The following is a 16319-nucleotide window of genomic DNA, read 5'->3' on the forward strand; positions in this document are numbered from 1 at the left end:
GTGAACTATATGTTTTTAATAGAGGAAAAATGTGCAACAGTGGGGTGCATTGAAAAATGTTGAGAAAAAGGAGAACCCAGAGATGAAGAATGAGATGTTATACAAGTATCTTAGCGAAAGAACGTCCTTCTTGACCGAGCAATGGTATGAAAATCTGGATAAAACCAAAGGCGGGATCTATGGTTCGAAAAATCCGGAAGTTATTCAACAGGTGAAAAGGCAGAACAACGAATTTCATATGCGTTTTTGCTCGATTTTCAATAATGGCGACGAAGAGAACCTGAAGGAATTCCAAGATTGGATTTATCTCATTGCACAAGATGAAGGGCATTTGAACACGCCGTTATCGGACATTCTGGAAGAGTTTTTTGCAACTGAAAAACAATACATAGAACTCATTACAGAGTTTGCCACAGAACGTCAGGACACCATTTCGCTCGCTGAATTCGGCGAACTTATCTATACCGTCACTAATACGATCAATGACATCGTGCTGGAATTCAGCCGCCAGAATACACTTGCTGCGGAACAGCGGCTAACTGCCCAGCAGGAATTGATCACGGAAATGAGTGCGCCGGTCATCCTTCTTGGCGAAACGGTCGGGCTGCTGCCGTTGATCGGGGAAATCACTACTCATAGAGCGCAGGTCATTTTTGAAAAGACATTGGAACAAAGCGCAGGAAATAAAATCGAGACACTCTTTATTGATCTGTCCGGGGTACCGATTATCGATACGATGGTAGCCCATCAGATTTTCCAGCTGATCAAAGGATTGAAGCTGATCGGGGTCAGCACGGCCCTGTCAGGCATCAGTCCGAATATCGCCCAGACAGCCATCCAGCTTGGTTTGGACTTTTCGGATATCAAAGTATTCAATACATTGACGCAGGCAATCGATTTACAGGCAGCGAAAATCAGCTAATATCATCACTAACTCAAATCCGGAATCGACAGTTCCGGATTTTTCACTATCCAATAAGTCCCGACAGGAGGGAAATAAGATGACTGTATGGATCATAAAACCTGCTGAACATCATATCCCTGCGATCTCGGAAATCTGTTCAAAAGGTTGGAAGCAGACCGTTGAAGGCAAGTTAAGCGCAGAATATCAGGAGCAGAATATCGCTTTCTGGTATGATCACAAAAAGATTCGGGAAGATCTGGAAGCAGGCTTCTATACGCATGTTGCTGTGGTCGACTCTGACGTAACGGGAGTGATTGGCGGGGGAATGACAGGACCGGACGTGGCAGAGGTATTCGTGCTCTACATGGATGAAGACTATCGTTATCAAGGCATCGGCAGGAGGCTGCTGGAGGCGCTCACCGAACTGCAGAAAGAGCAAGGCGCAACGGAACAATGGGTTTCTGTGCAGGAAGACAATCAGCGGGGCATCCCTTTTTACGAAGCGAGAGGGTTTGTTTACCAGGGCAAAAAATCCGAAACGACGATAACTGGAGAAGAGCAGGTGTCGTTGCGGTATTTGAGAAAAATATAAAAGAGAATAATGTAACGGTCTCCAAAACATTCGCCTGGGCGGATGTTTTTCTATTTCACAAATTTTTGATTATATACAGTTGAACTATACAGTTGGACTGTGTATACTGTAACTATATAGTTCGACTGTATAGGGGATGACTTGATGAAACGACATAAATTGCTGCCGCTGACGGAAACGATGCATTATATTTTATTGGCGCTGCGTGAACCTTTGCACGGCTACGCCATCATGCAAAAAGTGGAGAGGATGAGTAACGGCGAAGTCCGGATTGCCGCGGGTACGTTATACGGGGCCATCGAAAATCTGTTGAAATACCATTGGATTGAACTGTTGCCGACGGATGAGCCCAGGAGAAAAGTGTATGGGATTACGGAAGAAGGCTTGAAGATCTTGGACGCAGAACAAGCGAGGCTGCAGCATATTCTTTCACTCCATGAGGGAGGTACAGATCATGAAGAAGTTTAGGATGTTCATGGATATTCAGAAAGAGGAAAACTGGCTGAACGAAATGGCCCAGCAAGGCTGGCTGTGCAAACGCGTCAGCTCACTTGGAATCTATCATTTTGAAAAAACAACGGCCACGGATCAAGTGATTCGGATCGATTATCAAACCTTTAGATCGAAAGCGGCGAAAGAGCGATATATCGAACTTTATGAAGAGTATGGCTGGACACACCTGGGAGGCAGAGAAACGCATTACTGGCTCAAACCGGCGGATGGCATGGACGAACTTTTTTCAGATGATGCATCCCAGAAAGCTTATCTTCGCCGCCTGCTCGAATATTACGGTGCGCTCTGCGTGGTATTCTTTGTAATGACGATTACCACATTCAATAATTTCTCCCAGTACAGGAATCCGAAAGATGCCTATTTTACACCCGGTCTATGGGACAAAGAAGGCTTCGACTTCCTGTTCGCCTTTCTGTTTGAAACCCCTTTTGCCGTCGCAAGATTTGGTGCGCCCTGGTTTTTCCTGCTCTGTCTGGCGTTGCTGTACACCATGTATGGAAAATACCTGACGCGAATCAAGAAAATAGAGAAGGCAGACTAAAGAAACTTCATCTCGAAGTTTCTTTTTTTATTTTGTAAAGGGGACTTTACAATGAAAGGGTAGTAAAGTATACTTTACGTAAAGCTAGCTTTACAAGGAGGGTGAGAAATGGAACATCGCATTAAAGAACTCAGAACTTCTTCGGGTTGGACGCAGGAGCAGCTGTCCGAGAAGCTGGGCGTTTCAAGACAGACGATCATTTCGATTGAAAACGGCCGTTACAAACCTTCGTTGGAACTTGCGTACAAAACAGCAAAATTATTTGGACTCACGATTGAAGACGTATTTATATTCGAAGAGGAGAGTGAATAGGGATGGATATCAATCAAATATGGGCAATTCTAGGTTTGGTGCTGGGCGCTTCAGCTGGGCTTTTCGCTTACTGGTGGGGAAGGAAAAAAGCGGCAGAAAACAGAGGGCTTGATGAAAGGTACGAGAATATCATGACGAATTCTTTTGCGAGTGCATGGAAAATTTCACTGGCAGCCATGTATATTTTATTCGCGATAACGATTTTCGGCGTCGAGTTGGCTGCGGTCCAATTGCTGGGCATGCTGTTCATCATTCATATGATCGGCTGGGCGGGTTCGACTTTCTATTACAGTTTTAAATTTTAATGAAAAAATCCGTTACTGAACCGATCAGTAACGGATTTTTCATGTGTGCTCCAGTGAAATGATTTTTCTGCCTTTCACGGGGAACCTATAGCCAGACCGAATATATTTCTGTTCAAAGTCGGTTGGTTTTAATGGCTTATCGAACAGATATCCTTGAAATACATGGCAATCATTTTCCTGCAGGAACCGGACTTCTTCCATTTTCTCCACCCCTTCAGCCAATAACTCGCATTCGATGCTTTTGGCCAGATAAATGAGTGATTTCAGGACTGCCTGCGATTTACAGTCGTGACCGATTTTCTGGACGAAGGATCTGTCGATTTTGATTTTATTGATCGGAAAAGTCGTCAGATAGGAAATCATTGAAAATCCGGTGCCGAAATCATCAATCGCGATGGACATCCCTTTCGATTTGTACAGCAGAAGGTTTTCCAGGGTTTGTGGAGAGTAGGTAAGTTCCGCCTGCTCGGTAATCTCAATTTCGATTAAACCGGGATCAATGTCATATTGGTCCATCAGCTCGATGAATTTATCGAAGAAACGAGGGTTGCTGAGCAGGGACGACGTCATATTGATTGCGGTGCTGAGCTTCCAGCCATACCGGTGCTCCCAGGTTTTCAGCTGCGCAAAGACTTCTTCCAGCAAGTGGACAGTTAAGGGGAAAATAGCGCCGGTCTCTTGAGCGATCTGGATGAATTCCAAGGGGGAAACTTCACCGAATTCGGGATGCGTCCACCGGGACAGGATTTCGGTGCCGCTGATTTTGCCGGTATTCCCATCAATCTGCGGCTGAAGCATAAAATAGAAGCCATTTTTCTTCAAATCACCGGTCATGCTTTTTTCAATGGCGGCACGCCGGTCCCGGGATAATTTCATCGTGGGCTGGAAAACCGCATGGGAAGAGCCACGGATGTTCTTTGCTTCTTCCATCGCCAGTTCAGCATATGAAATAACTTCCTCGATCAATGGGGAGTCCAGAGGATATTCGGCAACTCCGACACTGATGTTGACGATGATCATTTCGGAATTCTCGAGACAGATGGGAAGTTGGAAAATCTCTTCGATGTGCTGCGCAAGACGTGTTGAGATTTCCGGTGAATCCGCTTCTTTCAGGATGATAAATTCATTTCTGCTCATGCGGGCGACCAGGCAGCTCCTGCCGACAAGTTCAGATAGCACTTCTGCCACTTTTTTTATTATATTATCCCCGGAATTATAGCGTTGTGCGGCATTGAGCAAATTCAAATTATCAATTGCCAGGTGGAAAACCGAAAACCGCTTTTTCTCTTCCACGAGTAAATTCACTTTTTTTGTCAGCAACCTATGGTTCGGCAGTCCAGTGAGATAATCATAATAAGCAGATTCCGAGAGCTTAGCTTCTGTCATTTTCCGTTCGGTGACATCCTGGAAATAGACAGCCAAACCGCCTTTTTTCAGCGGATATGCCTTGACCTGAAACCAGGTATCGAGCGGTTTATAATAATCGATGAATTCGGAAACGGTTTTTTCTTTCAATGCAAGCTCGTAATGGTAATGGAAAGGCGTATCGATGATTTCGCTGAAATTATCCAACAGAGGTTTTCCAATCACATCTTCCTGGCTGCACTGAAGCAGCTTTTCCCCTATTTCATTGAGATACATCAAATTCATCTGTTCATCGAGCAGGTAAAAGCCTTCGGTCATGCTTTCCAGGATCAACTCGGCTGAAATGGGCTGAGTGGTGTGGAGTGAGACAGGGGAATGATGGACGACAACTCCCTGCAGATGTCCAGCTGTGTCTTTGGCTCCCCGGACTTTGGTCTGAAACCACTGCGTACTGCCGTCGGCAAGAGTGAAAGGGGATAATTGCTTGTGTTCCTCTATGTCATTGCTTAAAATCCGTTTTATGGACTGGAGCTCAATTTCTTTGGAGTTCTTTTCGAGCATCGCGAAATAATCTGCTCCCGTTTTCCATAAGGATTCCGGAAGTTCATATTCCACACAATAGTCCAACCAGGGTTGGTTGACTGTAATGATTTTTCCATTCTTACCGATGGAAATTAAAAATTCCCCATCATTATTTGTAAATTCCTCGATATGTCTGGTGTTGTTTCCCATAATGCAACCGCCTCATAAGATTATTAATCATTTTGCCTGACAGTATTCCTGTTGAAACTCTGATAAAAAATATTGAATTAATTATTGCCCGTAATCCCGTTTCATTTTAATCTTCTAAGATGTTAAGTGCTGCGAATTAAAAAAGTAAAAAGACCTATCCTCGAATAAAATTGATCTTAAGAGGGATAAATCGCAATATCAATTTTATTATATTTAAATAATAATTAACTGAAAGCAGGAAAGAAAAATATCGCATTTATTATAAAAAGGGCATGAGCAGCTCGTTTTCCTGAGAACTAAAAATCAGTGTAGATAAATAGACTCAAATAAAAGGTATTATATCGAAAGTATATAATCATAAAAAATAGAATATATAGGTACATAAGACTAAAGTGAAAGGGTTTGAAGAAAACCGGCGGACTAAAATAAGGAATGGCGATTTTCCTGACGCACCGCCTAGAAAAAGAGGGTCGTACAAAACAGGATTAAATGATGTCGAAGCAGATAAAATGATGAGTAAAATAGAAGTGACCGAAAATAAAGAGGGATGGTAAAATTAGTATAACAGCAAAAGGAGCTCTAAAAAAATTTTGAAAGAAGTGATTCCAATCGAAACAAAGCTGATCATTTTAAGAGGAAACTCCGGAAGCGGCAAAACGACGGTCGCCAAAAGCCTGCAAAATCGCTTTGGCGACGCTACACTCCTGGTTTCTCAGGATACGGTCCGGCGCGATATGCTGAAAGTGAGGGACAGAAAAGGGAATCTTTCCATTGACCTCATCAGGCAAATAACAGAATACGGCAAAGGGAAATGTGAAATTGTCATTCTGGAAGGCATTTTAATAGAAGAAGGATACGGGGACATGCTGCGGAAGCTGATCCATTTTTTCGAGGGCAACGCCGATGTTTATTACTTCGATCTGCCATTTGAAACAACGGTCGAGCGCCATCATTCGCGGGATCTTTCAAATGCATTCGGGGAAGAGGCCATGCGGGCATGGTGGCGCCAGCAGGATTACCTGGGCACAGAAGGTGAAATGATGCTGACGAAAGAGATGACAGAGGAAGATATTGTGGAGTTGATCTGCAGCCGGACAGAAGCAGGGGAAATGAGCAGGTAATTTAAATGGGGACATCGAAATGTTATTCCTGAAAAATAAAAGAGGTGGACAACATAGATTATTCGAAGAAAATAGGCTTGGCGATCCTGCTGACGATTATGCTTACCGGATGTTCAGCAGACAGTGGAGAGACAGTGTCTCCGACCGAACAAACCGCGACAGCGGAAACAACTGACGATGCAGCCGGACAACAAGCCCCGGCAATCGTCGAAGCCGGCGATCAGCAATTCAAGATTTTCTCCTATCACGAGGCGTTTAGCCAATATGTGGCCTTGGCGAAAGAAGAGCAGGATTCTCGCGATCTGGTTTATTCGGAAATGATTTTCCAGCCCTTCCGCCAGAATGCCTTCCATGATGGAGGCGGCAGTGAATTCGAGGATCTGGGAGTTTTTAACCCACCCCAAAATGGGCTTTCAATGCAAAGCACACTCGACGCGCTGGCAGGAAAAAATGAGGATTTTCAATCAGCAATTGAAAAGGCGCTTATAAAATCTGCAGAACTTTTGCCAGGCGGCGATAAAACTGTACATATTTTTCCGGCAACACCGGCTGATGGATCGGGGATGGCATTAAACGCAGAAGTGATGATCCTGTGGGTGCATCCGACACTTAGCGCAGAAGAACTGGAACAGACGGTTGCGCATGAATATTTTCATTTGATTGATATGGAAAAAGGGGTTTTTGAAAGTGCAACAGCTGATTCGACTTTGCTTGAAGCGACGATAATGGAAGGGAAAGCAGTGGCTTTTGCGCTGCTGAACTACCCGGAGACAGACTTGTCATGGCTTTCAAATGAGGATGGGAAAGTCACTGAACAGGTGCATAATCTGTTCCTGGAGCAAAAGGATTCGTATGATCTGCAGGTTTGGGGAGATTTTCTTAACGGCAATCCGGCAAAAGGAATTCCTCCGTATGCAAATTACATCATCGGGCATGAAATCATGCAAAGTTTCCTGTTGAACCATCCGGGCCTGTCAGTGGATGAATGGCTGAAGATGACGGCTGAAGAAATTCTGCAGGGCAGCGGTTACGGGGAATAGGATTATAAAAAAGGGGCGAGAACATGCATAACCAGAAACGGATACGCGATTACGGAGTGGAAATCGGCCGCCTGAAACCAGGGCCGCGCAACGCCATCACTGATATAGAAGGTGTAACGGTCGGCCATGTGACACTGAGTGATGGCAACAGCCAAACAGGCGTGACGGCTATCCTCCCGCATCAGGGGAACATCTTCAAAGAGAAGCTGATCGCTTCGAGCCATGTCATCAACGGCTTCGGCAAAACGATGGGCACGATTCAAATGGAAGAACTCGGCACATTGGAGACGCCGATCCTGTTGACGAATACACTGGGCGTCGGGGTGGCGGCCGATACACTATTCGACTATATGCTGGAACAGAATCCTGAAATCGGGCGCTCGACCGGAACTGTGAATCCGGTCATCGGCGAATGCAACGATATGTTTTTGAATGATATCCGGGCGAAATTCGTGAAACGGGAACATGTGCTGGAAGCCCTCCATAATACTTCGGCCGATTTTGAAGAAGGGGCAGTGGGCGCAGGCAGAGGGATGCTTTGCTATTCGCTGAAAGGCGGCATCGGCTCCGCTTCCCGGCTCATCGAACTGGCGCATGGCACCTATACAACCGGCGTCCTGGTCCTGTCGAACTTCGGTATCCTCAGTGATTTACTGGTAAAAGGGAAAGCGATAGGACAGGAACTGAAGGAAGCGCTCTGTGACGATCATAAAGAAGAAGACAAAGGTTCGGTAATGATCATTGTTGCCACAGACTTGCCTGTATCTGAACGCCAGCTGAACCGGATTCTCAAAAGATCAGTTGCAGGTTTATCGAGAACGGGTTCAATCATCACGAACGGCAGCGGTGAAATCGTTCTTGGTTTTTCGACAGCCACCCGGATTCCGCACGACAAGCCGGAAGGGCTGCTCACGATTCCGCAGATCCACGAGGAAGACATGGATGAGGCATTCCGCGCTGTGGGCGAAGCGACGGAAGAAGCGGTGCTGAATTCACTCGTGACGGCCGAAGAGGTCATCGGCCGTGATGGCAATAAACGCCCGGCATTCAAGGATTTGATCGAGAAGTTTGACGTATCGTTAGTGTGAGGAGGATTCTCATGAAATGGACCCAAAATATAATCAAAACAACCCGCGGTGATTTCGAAGTATTTACGAAAGGTGAAGGCCACCCTTTATGCGTCACTCACCATTATTCCGAGTTCAATGAAACCGGCGATTCCTTTGCAGATGCGTTTACCAAGACAAACCAGGTGTTTCTGGTCAATCTGAGAGAAGCGGGAAACTCCGCGAAAGCAGATCAGCCGCATCAACTAAGTATGCTGGAAACGGTGCTAGATCTGGAGGCAATCCGCGAAGCGCTGGGATTCGATAAATGGGGCTTTGCGGGGCACTCGACCGGCGGCATGCTGGGCGTTGTCTATGGCATTTATTTTTCTGAAAAGCTCAGCTTTAATGTAATCGTCGGCGCAGCGGCCAGAGAGTACATGACGTTTTCAAAAAACTGCATCTATAACGAACAACACACTCATTTCGAAAAGATGCAGGAACTGATGGAAAACCTGAAGCAGCCGGGTTTGTCGGCAGCGGAAAAGAGCAGTCTAAAGATAAAGCGTACGAAACTCTCTTTGGCGAATCCGGATAATTATGATGATTATTTTTCGGAAGATATCCGAAAAGAGCTGTCAGCTGTGCGGCTCAATTTCTTCAGCAGGGAACTGCACGTGTTTGATGTCACCAGAAAACTGGGGATGATCACTGCGCCGACGTTGATCATGTGCGGCAGGTACGATGTGCAATGTCCTCTCGAATACTCGGTAGAGATGGCCGATGGAATACTGAATTCCACTTTAACGATTTTTGAAGACAGCAATCATTATCCGTTTTTAGAAGAAGCGGAACGTTTCAATGAAGTCTATCAATCGTTTATCGACCAACTGCTCTCTCCAACAAACTAATAGACAGGTTTCTTGAACATATAAGTGAATGCTGATATGTTAGTTGGAGAAAAAGGGAAAGAGGTAGCTTAGATGACGAAAAAAACATTATACTTCCTTTGCACAGGAAATTCATGCCGCAGCCAGATGGCAGAAGGCTGGGGGAAAAAGATTCTTGGGGATGAATGGCGAGTATTGAGTGCGGGCATTGAAGCGCACGGCTTGAACCCGAACGCCGTGAAGGCCATGAACGAAGTGGATATCGACATTTCAGAGCAGACTTCGGACATCATCGATACCGAAATCTTGAACAATGCGGATTTCGTTGTGACTTTATGCGGAGACGCTGCCGATAAATGTCCGATGACGCCGCCACATGTGAAGCGGGACCACTGGGGATTCACAGATCCGGCAAAAGCGGAAGGCACCGAAGTAGAAAAGTGGGCGGTATTCCAGGGCGTCCGCGATGAAATCGGGGCGCGCATTCGAAAGTTTGCTGCAACAGGAGAATAAGAAAGAAAAGCGACGGCACCCGTTAAGCTTTGAAATGCATAAGACGGAATAGCTCTGCGGTCCTGACCGCAGAGCTGGGCTGGCTTATAACCCGAAGAGCTGGGTCCCCGGAGACTGGACAATAACATAGAGAAAAGCCGGACATCGCGTCCGGCTTTTTTGCATTTCATTTCTATATAATTTGAACTAATAATTTTCAATAATCGATATTCTGCAAAACAGCTCTGAAGATATTAGTCGACGCTCGCGAGGCTAAGTCTTTGCGACGAGCTGTGCGCAGGAGCATAATCTTTGCTCTGTCCAAAGCGCCGAAGCGATATTTCTATTATTTCTTTAATTCAACTTATCTAGTTAACTGTCCACTAAATTCGGATAGAACGAATTCCAGCATTTCTCAAGAAACTCCTTCGTCTGAGGCGATGAACACATGGCGAGCGGTTCCTGGAGCCGTTGGACTTCTTCCACCATCTTGTGTCCGATGCCTTCATTGCGGTAAGAAGGGATGACAGCCGCATGGTGGACGGTAAAAGTATGCTCCTCCAGCTCGATTCCGATGATGCCGAGGAAATCGTCGTGTTCTTTCCAGAGGTACAGCTGCCAATCAGGATGTTCTTCGTAATTCTGGATAATTCGCTGCAGTGCACCGGCTTTATGATGGACAGTTGTATAAGACAGCAGCCCCATAGCAACTTTATTATTCGCCTTTTTGTATTTGAGCAACATAGGATGGAACCTCCTGGATTCGGGAATTCTTCATTCCCCTTGATGGTTTGGGCAATAAAAAAACACCAAAAAGAATGGATCATTCTTCTTGGCGTTATTGCCAGCTCAATCGTCTGGAATACTCGGCCTCGTAATATATATGACAGCACCGCAAGTCGGCGCTGTTTTTAAAAGGATTTTGCTGCAGAAAGGATAATCTTAGATGTCCGTTCAAGTCCATAATAACCAGAAACTTATGCAAAGTAAAATAAAGTGAATCGTCATTTGAGGAGAAGCAGAGTCTTTTTCTCCGTCTATGCAGATTCATACTAGAGCGAGCACGCTAACTGCTATAGACTGGAAGTAGAGAAACTTTATCCTCCCGGCAGTTACATTTTTCGAGAGGGCTTAGCATAGATTGAAAAAGGACAGAATCTGAAAGGGGAGTTTCGATGCTGAATACAAAATATCTGGATTTATTGGCGCAGAAATATGATAGCGAAGAGAAAGTGGTAACTGAGATCATCAACCTGGAAACGATACTTGAATTGCCGAAAGGGACGGAGCATTTTGTCAGCGATCTGCACGGCGAATATCAGGCTTTCCAGCATGTGCTGCGGAACGGTTCCGGCAACGTGAAAGTGAAAATACGGGATCTTTTTAAAAATGAACTCGGGGAAAAAGAGCTGAACGAATTTGCGACGCTTGTTTATTATCCGGAAGAGAAACTGCAATTGATCAAAAGCCACTTCAGCAGCAAACAGCAGATGCGCGAATGGTACATAGAAATGATCGAGCGCATGCTGAAGCTGGTGTCCTATGCCTCTTCGAAATATACCCGTTCAAAATTGCGCAAAGCGCTGCCGAAACAATTCGTTTACATTATCGAAGAACTTCTATATAAGACGGACGAGTTCACGAACAAAAAGGATTATTACGCGAAAATGGTCGACCAGATCATCGGGCTTGGGCAGGCGGACAAGCTGATCATCGGACTTGCGTACACGATGCAGCGTCTGACCGTGGACCATCTTCACGTAGTCGGCGACATTTACGACCGGGGGCCGGATCCGCATAAGATCATGGATACGCTCATCGATTACCATTCCGTCGATATCCAGTGGGGCAACCATGATGCCTTGTGGATCGGCGCTTATGCCGGCTCGAAAGTCTGCCTGGCGAATATTATCCGCATCTGCGCGCGCTATAACAATCTCGATATCATCGAGGACGTTTACGGCATCAATCTGCGGCCGCTGCTGAATCTGGCGGAGAAATACTACGGGGACAACCCGGTGTTCCGGCCGAAGCGTATTTCAGATGAGACTTTAAGTGAGCAGGAACAGCTGCAGATCACGAAAATCCATCAAGCGATTTCCATCATCCAGTTCAAACTGGAAAGCCCGATCATCAAGAGGCGCCCGAGCTTCGAAATGGAAGACCGTTTATTGCTGGAAAAAGTGGATTATGACAATGGAACCGCGACCATTCACGGCAAGACGTATGCACTTGAAAATACCTGTTTTGCGACCATCGATCCGGAGCAGCCGGATTGTTTACTGGAAGAAGAGCAGCAAGTGATCGACAAGCTGCTGTTCTCGATCCAGCATTCGGAAAAACTGGCCCGACACATGAATTTCCTCATGAAAAAAGGCAGTTTATATCTGCAGTACAACGGCAACCTCCTGATCCATGGCTGCATTCCGCTTGAAGAAAACGGCGACATGAAAAGGATGGAAGTGGAAGGAAAAAGCTATGCCGGACGGGAACTGCTGGATGTTTTCGAACAATACCTGCGGCAATCATTCGCCAACCCTGACGAAACGGATGACTTTTCGACAGACATGGTCTGGTACCTGTGGACCGGCGAGAATTCCTCGCTATTCGGGAAGCGCGAGATGACCACATTCGAACGGTATTTCATCAAAGAAAAAGAAACGCATAAGGAACGGAAAAACCCATACTATTATTTGCGTGAAGACGAGGAAATGTGCCGGAAGATGCTGGAGGAATTCGATTTGGATCCGGACCACGGCCGCATCATCAATGGCCATACGCCGGTCAAGGAAATTGACGGGGAAAACCCGGTTAAGGCGAATGGCAAGATGCTTGTCATCGACGGCGGATTCTCCAAAGCCTACCAATCGACTACGGGCATCGCCGGCTACACGCTTCTCTACAATTCCTATGGCATGCAGCTCGTAGCCCACCAGAAGTTCAATTCTAAGGAAGAAGTATTGAGCAATGAAACCGACGTCCTGTCAGTGAAACGGTTGGTGGACGAAGAACTGGAGCGCAAAAAAGTAAGGGAAACCAATATCGGCAGCCGATTGCTGCTGGAAATCGAGAGTTTGAACAGCCTGCGCGAGCACCGGTATATGGAATAGAACAGAACAGCAACCTGCCACTGAAAAATTGAAATTAATATATTCCCATTTAACCTGGAAATTCAGTCACTCTGAATTTCCAGGTTATTTTTCTGCCCAGGCAATTGTTTTGACCTCCGTTAATATCAGGTTTATAATACGGGTATAGGGTATATATCGGGAGGTCGAAGAAATGGAAACAACAATGAAATCAACAGTGCAACCCAATAAACAGCAGTTGTTGAACCGGTTGAAACGGATTGAAGGCCAGGTGCGGGGCGTCCACCAGATGGTTGAAAACGATCGCTATTGTGTCGATATACTTCATCAGGTCAGTGCCATCCAGTCGGCGATGAACAAAGTATCGCTCGCATTGCTTGAAGATCATACACATCATTGTGTCTCAAAGGCCATCAAAGAAAACAAAGGCGAAGAAGCCATCAATGAATTGATGGACGTCATGAAGACGATGACGAAATAAATTCTGAAAACAAAAGAGTTGATATACCCCAAGCGGGTATGTTAATTTAGATGAAACCAATAGAGTCGAGGAGGAAAATAATATGAACGAAACATTAAAGGTAGAAGGCATGTCCTGCGCGCATTGCGTAAACGCAGTTGAGTCAAGTGTAGGAGAGCTGCAAGGCGTTTCTTCAGTAAAAGTCGATCTTGCAAGCGGCCAGGTTGAAGTGAATTACGATGACAGCAAGACATCATTGGGCCAAATTCAGGAAACGATCGAAGAGCAAGGCTACGACGTAGTATAAGGGTGCTTTTACAGCACTCTTTCCTTTTCAGATAAATATACCCCCGGGCAGTATTCGGGAGGAGGAGAACATCATGGCGACTGAAACAAAAGAAGCAAGTTTCCAAATCACAGGGATGACTTGTGCGGCGTGTGCCACCCGGATCGAAAAGGGTTTAAGTAAAATGGACGGCGTCGAACAGGCGAATGTCAATTTGGCGCTCGAAAAGTCATCCATCAAATATGATTCAGCGAAGCTGACCGAAGCGGATTTCGAAAAGAAAATCGATGCGCTGGGCTACGGAGTGGTGAAGCAGAAAGCGGAATTCGATATCACCGGCATGACCTGCGCGGCTTGCTCGACCCGTGTCGAAAAGGGCTTGAACAGAATGGCTGGAATCGGATCGGCAAACGTTAACTTAGCGCTCGAGAAAGCAACGATTGAATTCAATCCGTCGGAAGTGACAATCGGCGACATCATCGCGAAAGTTGAAAAACTGGGTTATGGGGCACATCAGCTGCAGGAAGACGAAGAGCGAGTGGATTACCGTGAAAAAGCGATTCAGGACCAAAAGCGGAAATTCATTGTTTCGGCAATTTTGTCCTTGCCATTATTATGGACGATGGTCGGACATTTCTCCTTCACTTCATTTTTATACGTTCCTGAAATCCTGATGAATCCGTGGTTCCAGATGCTTCTGGCCACACCGGTCCAATTCATCATCGGAAAGCAATTCTATGTCGGTGCATATAAAGCGCTTCGCAACGGCAGTGCCAATATGGATGTGCTGGTCGCGATGGGGACATCGGCCGCTTATTTCTACAGTGTCTATCAGGCGATTATTCATGCCGGCTCGCCGCACGCGGCTCATCTGTATTTTGAAACCAGTGCAGTTCTGATTACCCTGATCGTGCTGGGTAAATTGTTTGAAGCGAAAGCGAAAGGCCGTTCATCTGAAGCGATCAAGAAATTGATGGGACTTCAAGCGAAAACGGCGCTCGTTTTACGGAACGGCGTTGAAACAGTCGTGCCGCTGGAAGAAGTCGTGATAGGCGATACGATTCTCGTCAAGCCGGGTGAAAAAATTCCAGTCGACGGCGAAGTGCTGGAAGGGATTACGGCAGTGGATGAATCGATGCTGACGGGTGAAAGTTTACCGGTCGATAAAGCGGCTGGCGATGTGCTGTATGGTTCAACGATCAACAGCAACGGTTCGATTCAGATGAAAGCAACGAAAGTCGGGCGCGATACAGCGCTCGCCCAGATCATCAAAGTGGTGGAAGACGCGCAGGGAACGAAAGCGCCGATTCAGCGAATGGCCGATAAAATCTCCGGAATTTTCGTGCCGATTGTGGTGGGAATCGCCTTTGTCACTTTCCTCATCTGGTATTTAGTGGTCGATCCGGGCAATTTCACACCGGCGCTTGAAGTGCTGATTGCGATATTGGTCATCGCATGTCCATGTGCGCTCGGGCTTGCAACGCCGACTTCGATCATGGCGGGCTCCGGCCGTTCAGCGGAAATGGGCGTCCTGTTCAAAGGCGGCGAACATTTGGAGCAGACACAAAGCGTCGATACCGTGGTAGTCGATAAAACGGGTACGGTCACACACGGGAAACCGGTGTTGACGGATGTTAAGCTGGCCGAGGGACAAGACGAAGAATACGTTCTGTCATTGGTCGGGGCAGCTGAAAAGCAATCCGAACATCCTTTGGCGCAAGCGATTGTTGAAGGAATTCAGGAAAAAGGCATTGAACTTGGCAAGGTCCAATATTTCGAAGCCGTTCCGGGTTACGGAATCCAGGCCACCGTGTCAGGGCAAGGCGTCCTCGTCGGGACACGTAAATTGATGCAGCAATACGGCATCGATGTGTCAGCGGTTCTGCCGGAAATGGAAGCGATGGAAAGCGACGGCAAAACGGCGATGCTCGCTGCTGTAAATGGACAGTATGCCGGGTTGGTGGCTGTTGCGGATACGATTAAGGAAACTTCGCGAGGAGCAATTGAACGCCTGCATAAAATGGGCATCAAAGTGATCATGATGACAGGCGATAACGAGCGGACAGCGCAGTCGATTGCGAAAGAAGTGGGCATCGACGCCGTCATTTCGGAAGTTCTTCCGGAAGGCAAAGCGGACGAAGTGAAAAAATTACAGCAGCAAGGGAAAAAAGTCGCGATGGTAGGCGACGGCATCAACGACGCACCAGCGCTTGCTGTAGCTGATATCGGCATGGCGATCGGCACCGGAACCGACGTGGCGATGGAAGCGGCGGATATCACCTTGATCCGCGGCGACTTGAACAGCATTGCTGATGCCATCCTGATGAGCCGTAAAACGATGCGCAATATCAAGCAGAATCTGTTCTGGGCTTTCGCCTACAATACGGTCGGCATCCCGATTGCCGCCATCGGTTTATTGGCGCCGTGGGTAGCCGGTGCCGCAATGGCTTTCAGTTCCGTGTCGGTTGTATTGAATTCATTGCGCCTGCAGCGGGTGAAGCTGGAGAAGTGATTTAAAGAAGACAGTGGGGAGCAGAGCGTCCGCCGGTGAGTAGCCGGCGGGCGTTTTTTGAGTTGGAAAATGACGTGTGAAAGTGAGTTGGGCATAAACTGGCCGAAGTCGGGCATAAA

17 protein-coding genes are annotated in these 16319 nt (G+C 46.7%); 15 read left to right on the plus strand and 2 right to left on the minus strand.

Features of this window, described 5'->3' with window-relative positions:
- Positions 1 to 82: 82 nt before the first annotated feature.
- From IQ294_RS07885 to IQ294_RS07910, 6 genes are all read left to right on the plus strand, one after another.
- Positions 83 to 922: an STAS domain-containing protein gene (locus IQ294_RS07885; RefSeq protein ID WP_203333491.1), complete on the plus strand. Its 840-nt coding sequence runs from the start codon at positions 83 to 85 to the stop codon at positions 920 to 922.
- A gap of 79 nt (positions 923 to 1001) precedes the next feature.
- A complete protein-coding gene (locus tag IQ294_RS07890) occupies positions 1002 to 1496 on the plus strand; it encodes a GNAT family N-acetyltransferase (RefSeq protein ID WP_203333492.1) in 495 nt (164 codons plus the stop codon).
- A 144-nt stretch (positions 1497 to 1640) separates the two neighbouring features.
- Entirely contained in the window at positions 1641 to 1964 is a 324-nt protein-coding gene (locus IQ294_RS07895; RefSeq protein ID WP_203333493.1) for a PadR family transcriptional regulator, read from the plus strand.
- Positions 1951 to 2550 (plus strand): DUF2812 domain-containing protein, encoded by a 600-nt coding sequence (locus IQ294_RS07900; protein WP_203333494.1) that lies wholly within the window; start codon positions 1951 to 1953, stop codon positions 2548 to 2550. Before IQ294_RS07895 ends, IQ294_RS07900 begins: the two co-directional genes overlap by 14 nt.
- A gap of 108 nt (positions 2551 to 2658) precedes the next feature.
- The gene (locus IQ294_RS07905) at positions 2659 to 2862 is read left to right on the plus strand and encodes a helix-turn-helix transcriptional regulator (protein WP_203333495.1); all 204 of its coding nucleotides are present in this window, start codon (positions 2659 to 2661) and stop codon (positions 2860 to 2862) included.
- Between the two features lie 2 nt (positions 2863 to 2864).
- Positions 2865 to 3167 (plus strand): hypothetical protein, encoded by a 303-nt coding sequence (locus IQ294_RS07910; protein ID WP_203333496.1) that lies wholly within the window; start codon positions 2865 to 2867, stop codon positions 3165 to 3167.
- 39 nt (positions 3168 to 3206) lie between these two features.
- Here the strand turns inward: IQ294_RS07910 and IQ294_RS07915 are convergent, their stop codons facing one another.
- Positions 3207 to 5264, minus strand: a complete 2058-nt coding sequence (locus IQ294_RS07915) for an EAL domain-containing protein (RefSeq protein ID WP_203333497.1) — start codon at positions 5262 to 5264, stop codon at positions 3207 to 3209.
- A gap of 608 nt (positions 5265 to 5872) precedes the next feature.
- On the opposite strand from IQ294_RS07915, the gene IQ294_RS07920 reads away from it, so the two are divergent.
- The 5 genes from IQ294_RS07920 (at position 5873) to arsC (ending at position 9874) form a co-directional block, all read left to right on the plus strand.
- On the plus strand, positions 5873 to 6385 hold the full coding sequence (locus tag IQ294_RS07920) for an AAA family ATPase (RefSeq protein ID WP_203333887.1): 513 nt from the start codon (positions 5873 to 5875) through the stop codon (positions 6383 to 6385).
- 44 nt (positions 6386 to 6429) lie between these two features.
- Entirely contained in the window at positions 6430 to 7425 is a 996-nt protein-coding gene (locus IQ294_RS16445; protein WP_203333498.1) for a DUF2268 domain-containing putative Zn-dependent protease, read from the plus strand.
- Positions 7426 to 7448: 23 nt separating this feature from the next.
- Positions 7449 to 8513, plus strand: coding sequence for a DmpA family aminopeptidase (locus IQ294_RS07930; protein WP_203333499.1), 1065 nt, complete (start codon positions 7449 to 7451; stop codon positions 8511 to 8513).
- 11 nt (positions 8514 to 8524) lie between these two features.
- Positions 8525 to 9382, plus strand: a complete 858-nt coding sequence (locus IQ294_RS07935; protein WP_203333500.1) for an alpha/beta fold hydrolase — start codon at positions 8525 to 8527, stop codon at positions 9380 to 9382.
- Positions 9383 to 9454: 72 nt separating this feature from the next.
- Entirely contained in the window at positions 9455 to 9874 is a 420-nt protein-coding gene (gene arsC, locus IQ294_RS07940) for an arsenate reductase (thioredoxin) (protein WP_203333501.1), read from the plus strand.
- A gap of 351 nt (positions 9875 to 10225) precedes the next feature.
- Here the strand turns inward: arsC and IQ294_RS07945 are convergent, their stop codons facing one another.
- Positions 10226 to 10597, minus strand: coding sequence for a GNAT family N-acetyltransferase (locus tag IQ294_RS07945; protein ID WP_203333502.1), 372 nt, complete (start codon positions 10595 to 10597; stop codon positions 10226 to 10228).
- Positions 10598 to 11031: 434 nt separating this feature from the next.
- Here IQ294_RS07945 and IQ294_RS07950 point away from each other — a divergent pair, with 434 nt between their 5' ends.
- The 4 genes from IQ294_RS07950 (at position 11032) to IQ294_RS07965 (ending at position 16200) form a co-directional block, all read left to right on the plus strand.
- The gene (locus tag IQ294_RS07950; RefSeq protein WP_203333888.1) at positions 11032 to 12963 is read left to right on the plus strand and encodes a fructose-1,6-bisphosphatase; all 1932 of its coding nucleotides are present in this window, start codon (positions 11032 to 11034) and stop codon (positions 12961 to 12963) included.
- 172 nt (positions 12964 to 13135) lie between these two features.
- Positions 13136 to 13423: a metal-sensitive transcriptional regulator gene (locus IQ294_RS07955; RefSeq protein ID WP_203333503.1), complete on the plus strand. Its 288-nt coding sequence runs from the start codon at positions 13136 to 13138 to the stop codon at positions 13421 to 13423.
- An 82-nt stretch (positions 13424 to 13505) separates the two neighbouring features.
- Positions 13506 to 13709 (plus strand): copper chaperone CopZ, encoded by a 204-nt coding sequence (gene copZ, locus IQ294_RS07960; RefSeq protein ID WP_203333504.1) that lies wholly within the window; start codon positions 13506 to 13508, stop codon positions 13707 to 13709.
- Positions 13710 to 13782: 73 nt separating this feature from the next.
- Entirely contained in the window at positions 13783 to 16200 is a 2418-nt protein-coding gene (locus IQ294_RS07965; RefSeq protein ID WP_203333505.1) for a heavy metal translocating P-type ATPase, read from the plus strand.
- Positions 16201 to 16319: the final 119 nt, after the last annotated feature.

The organism is Planococcus beigongshangi (genome assembly GCF_016820495.1).
GTDB classification, from domain to species: Bacteria; Bacillota; Bacilli; order Bacillales_A; family Planococcaceae; genus Planococcus; species Planococcus beigongshangi.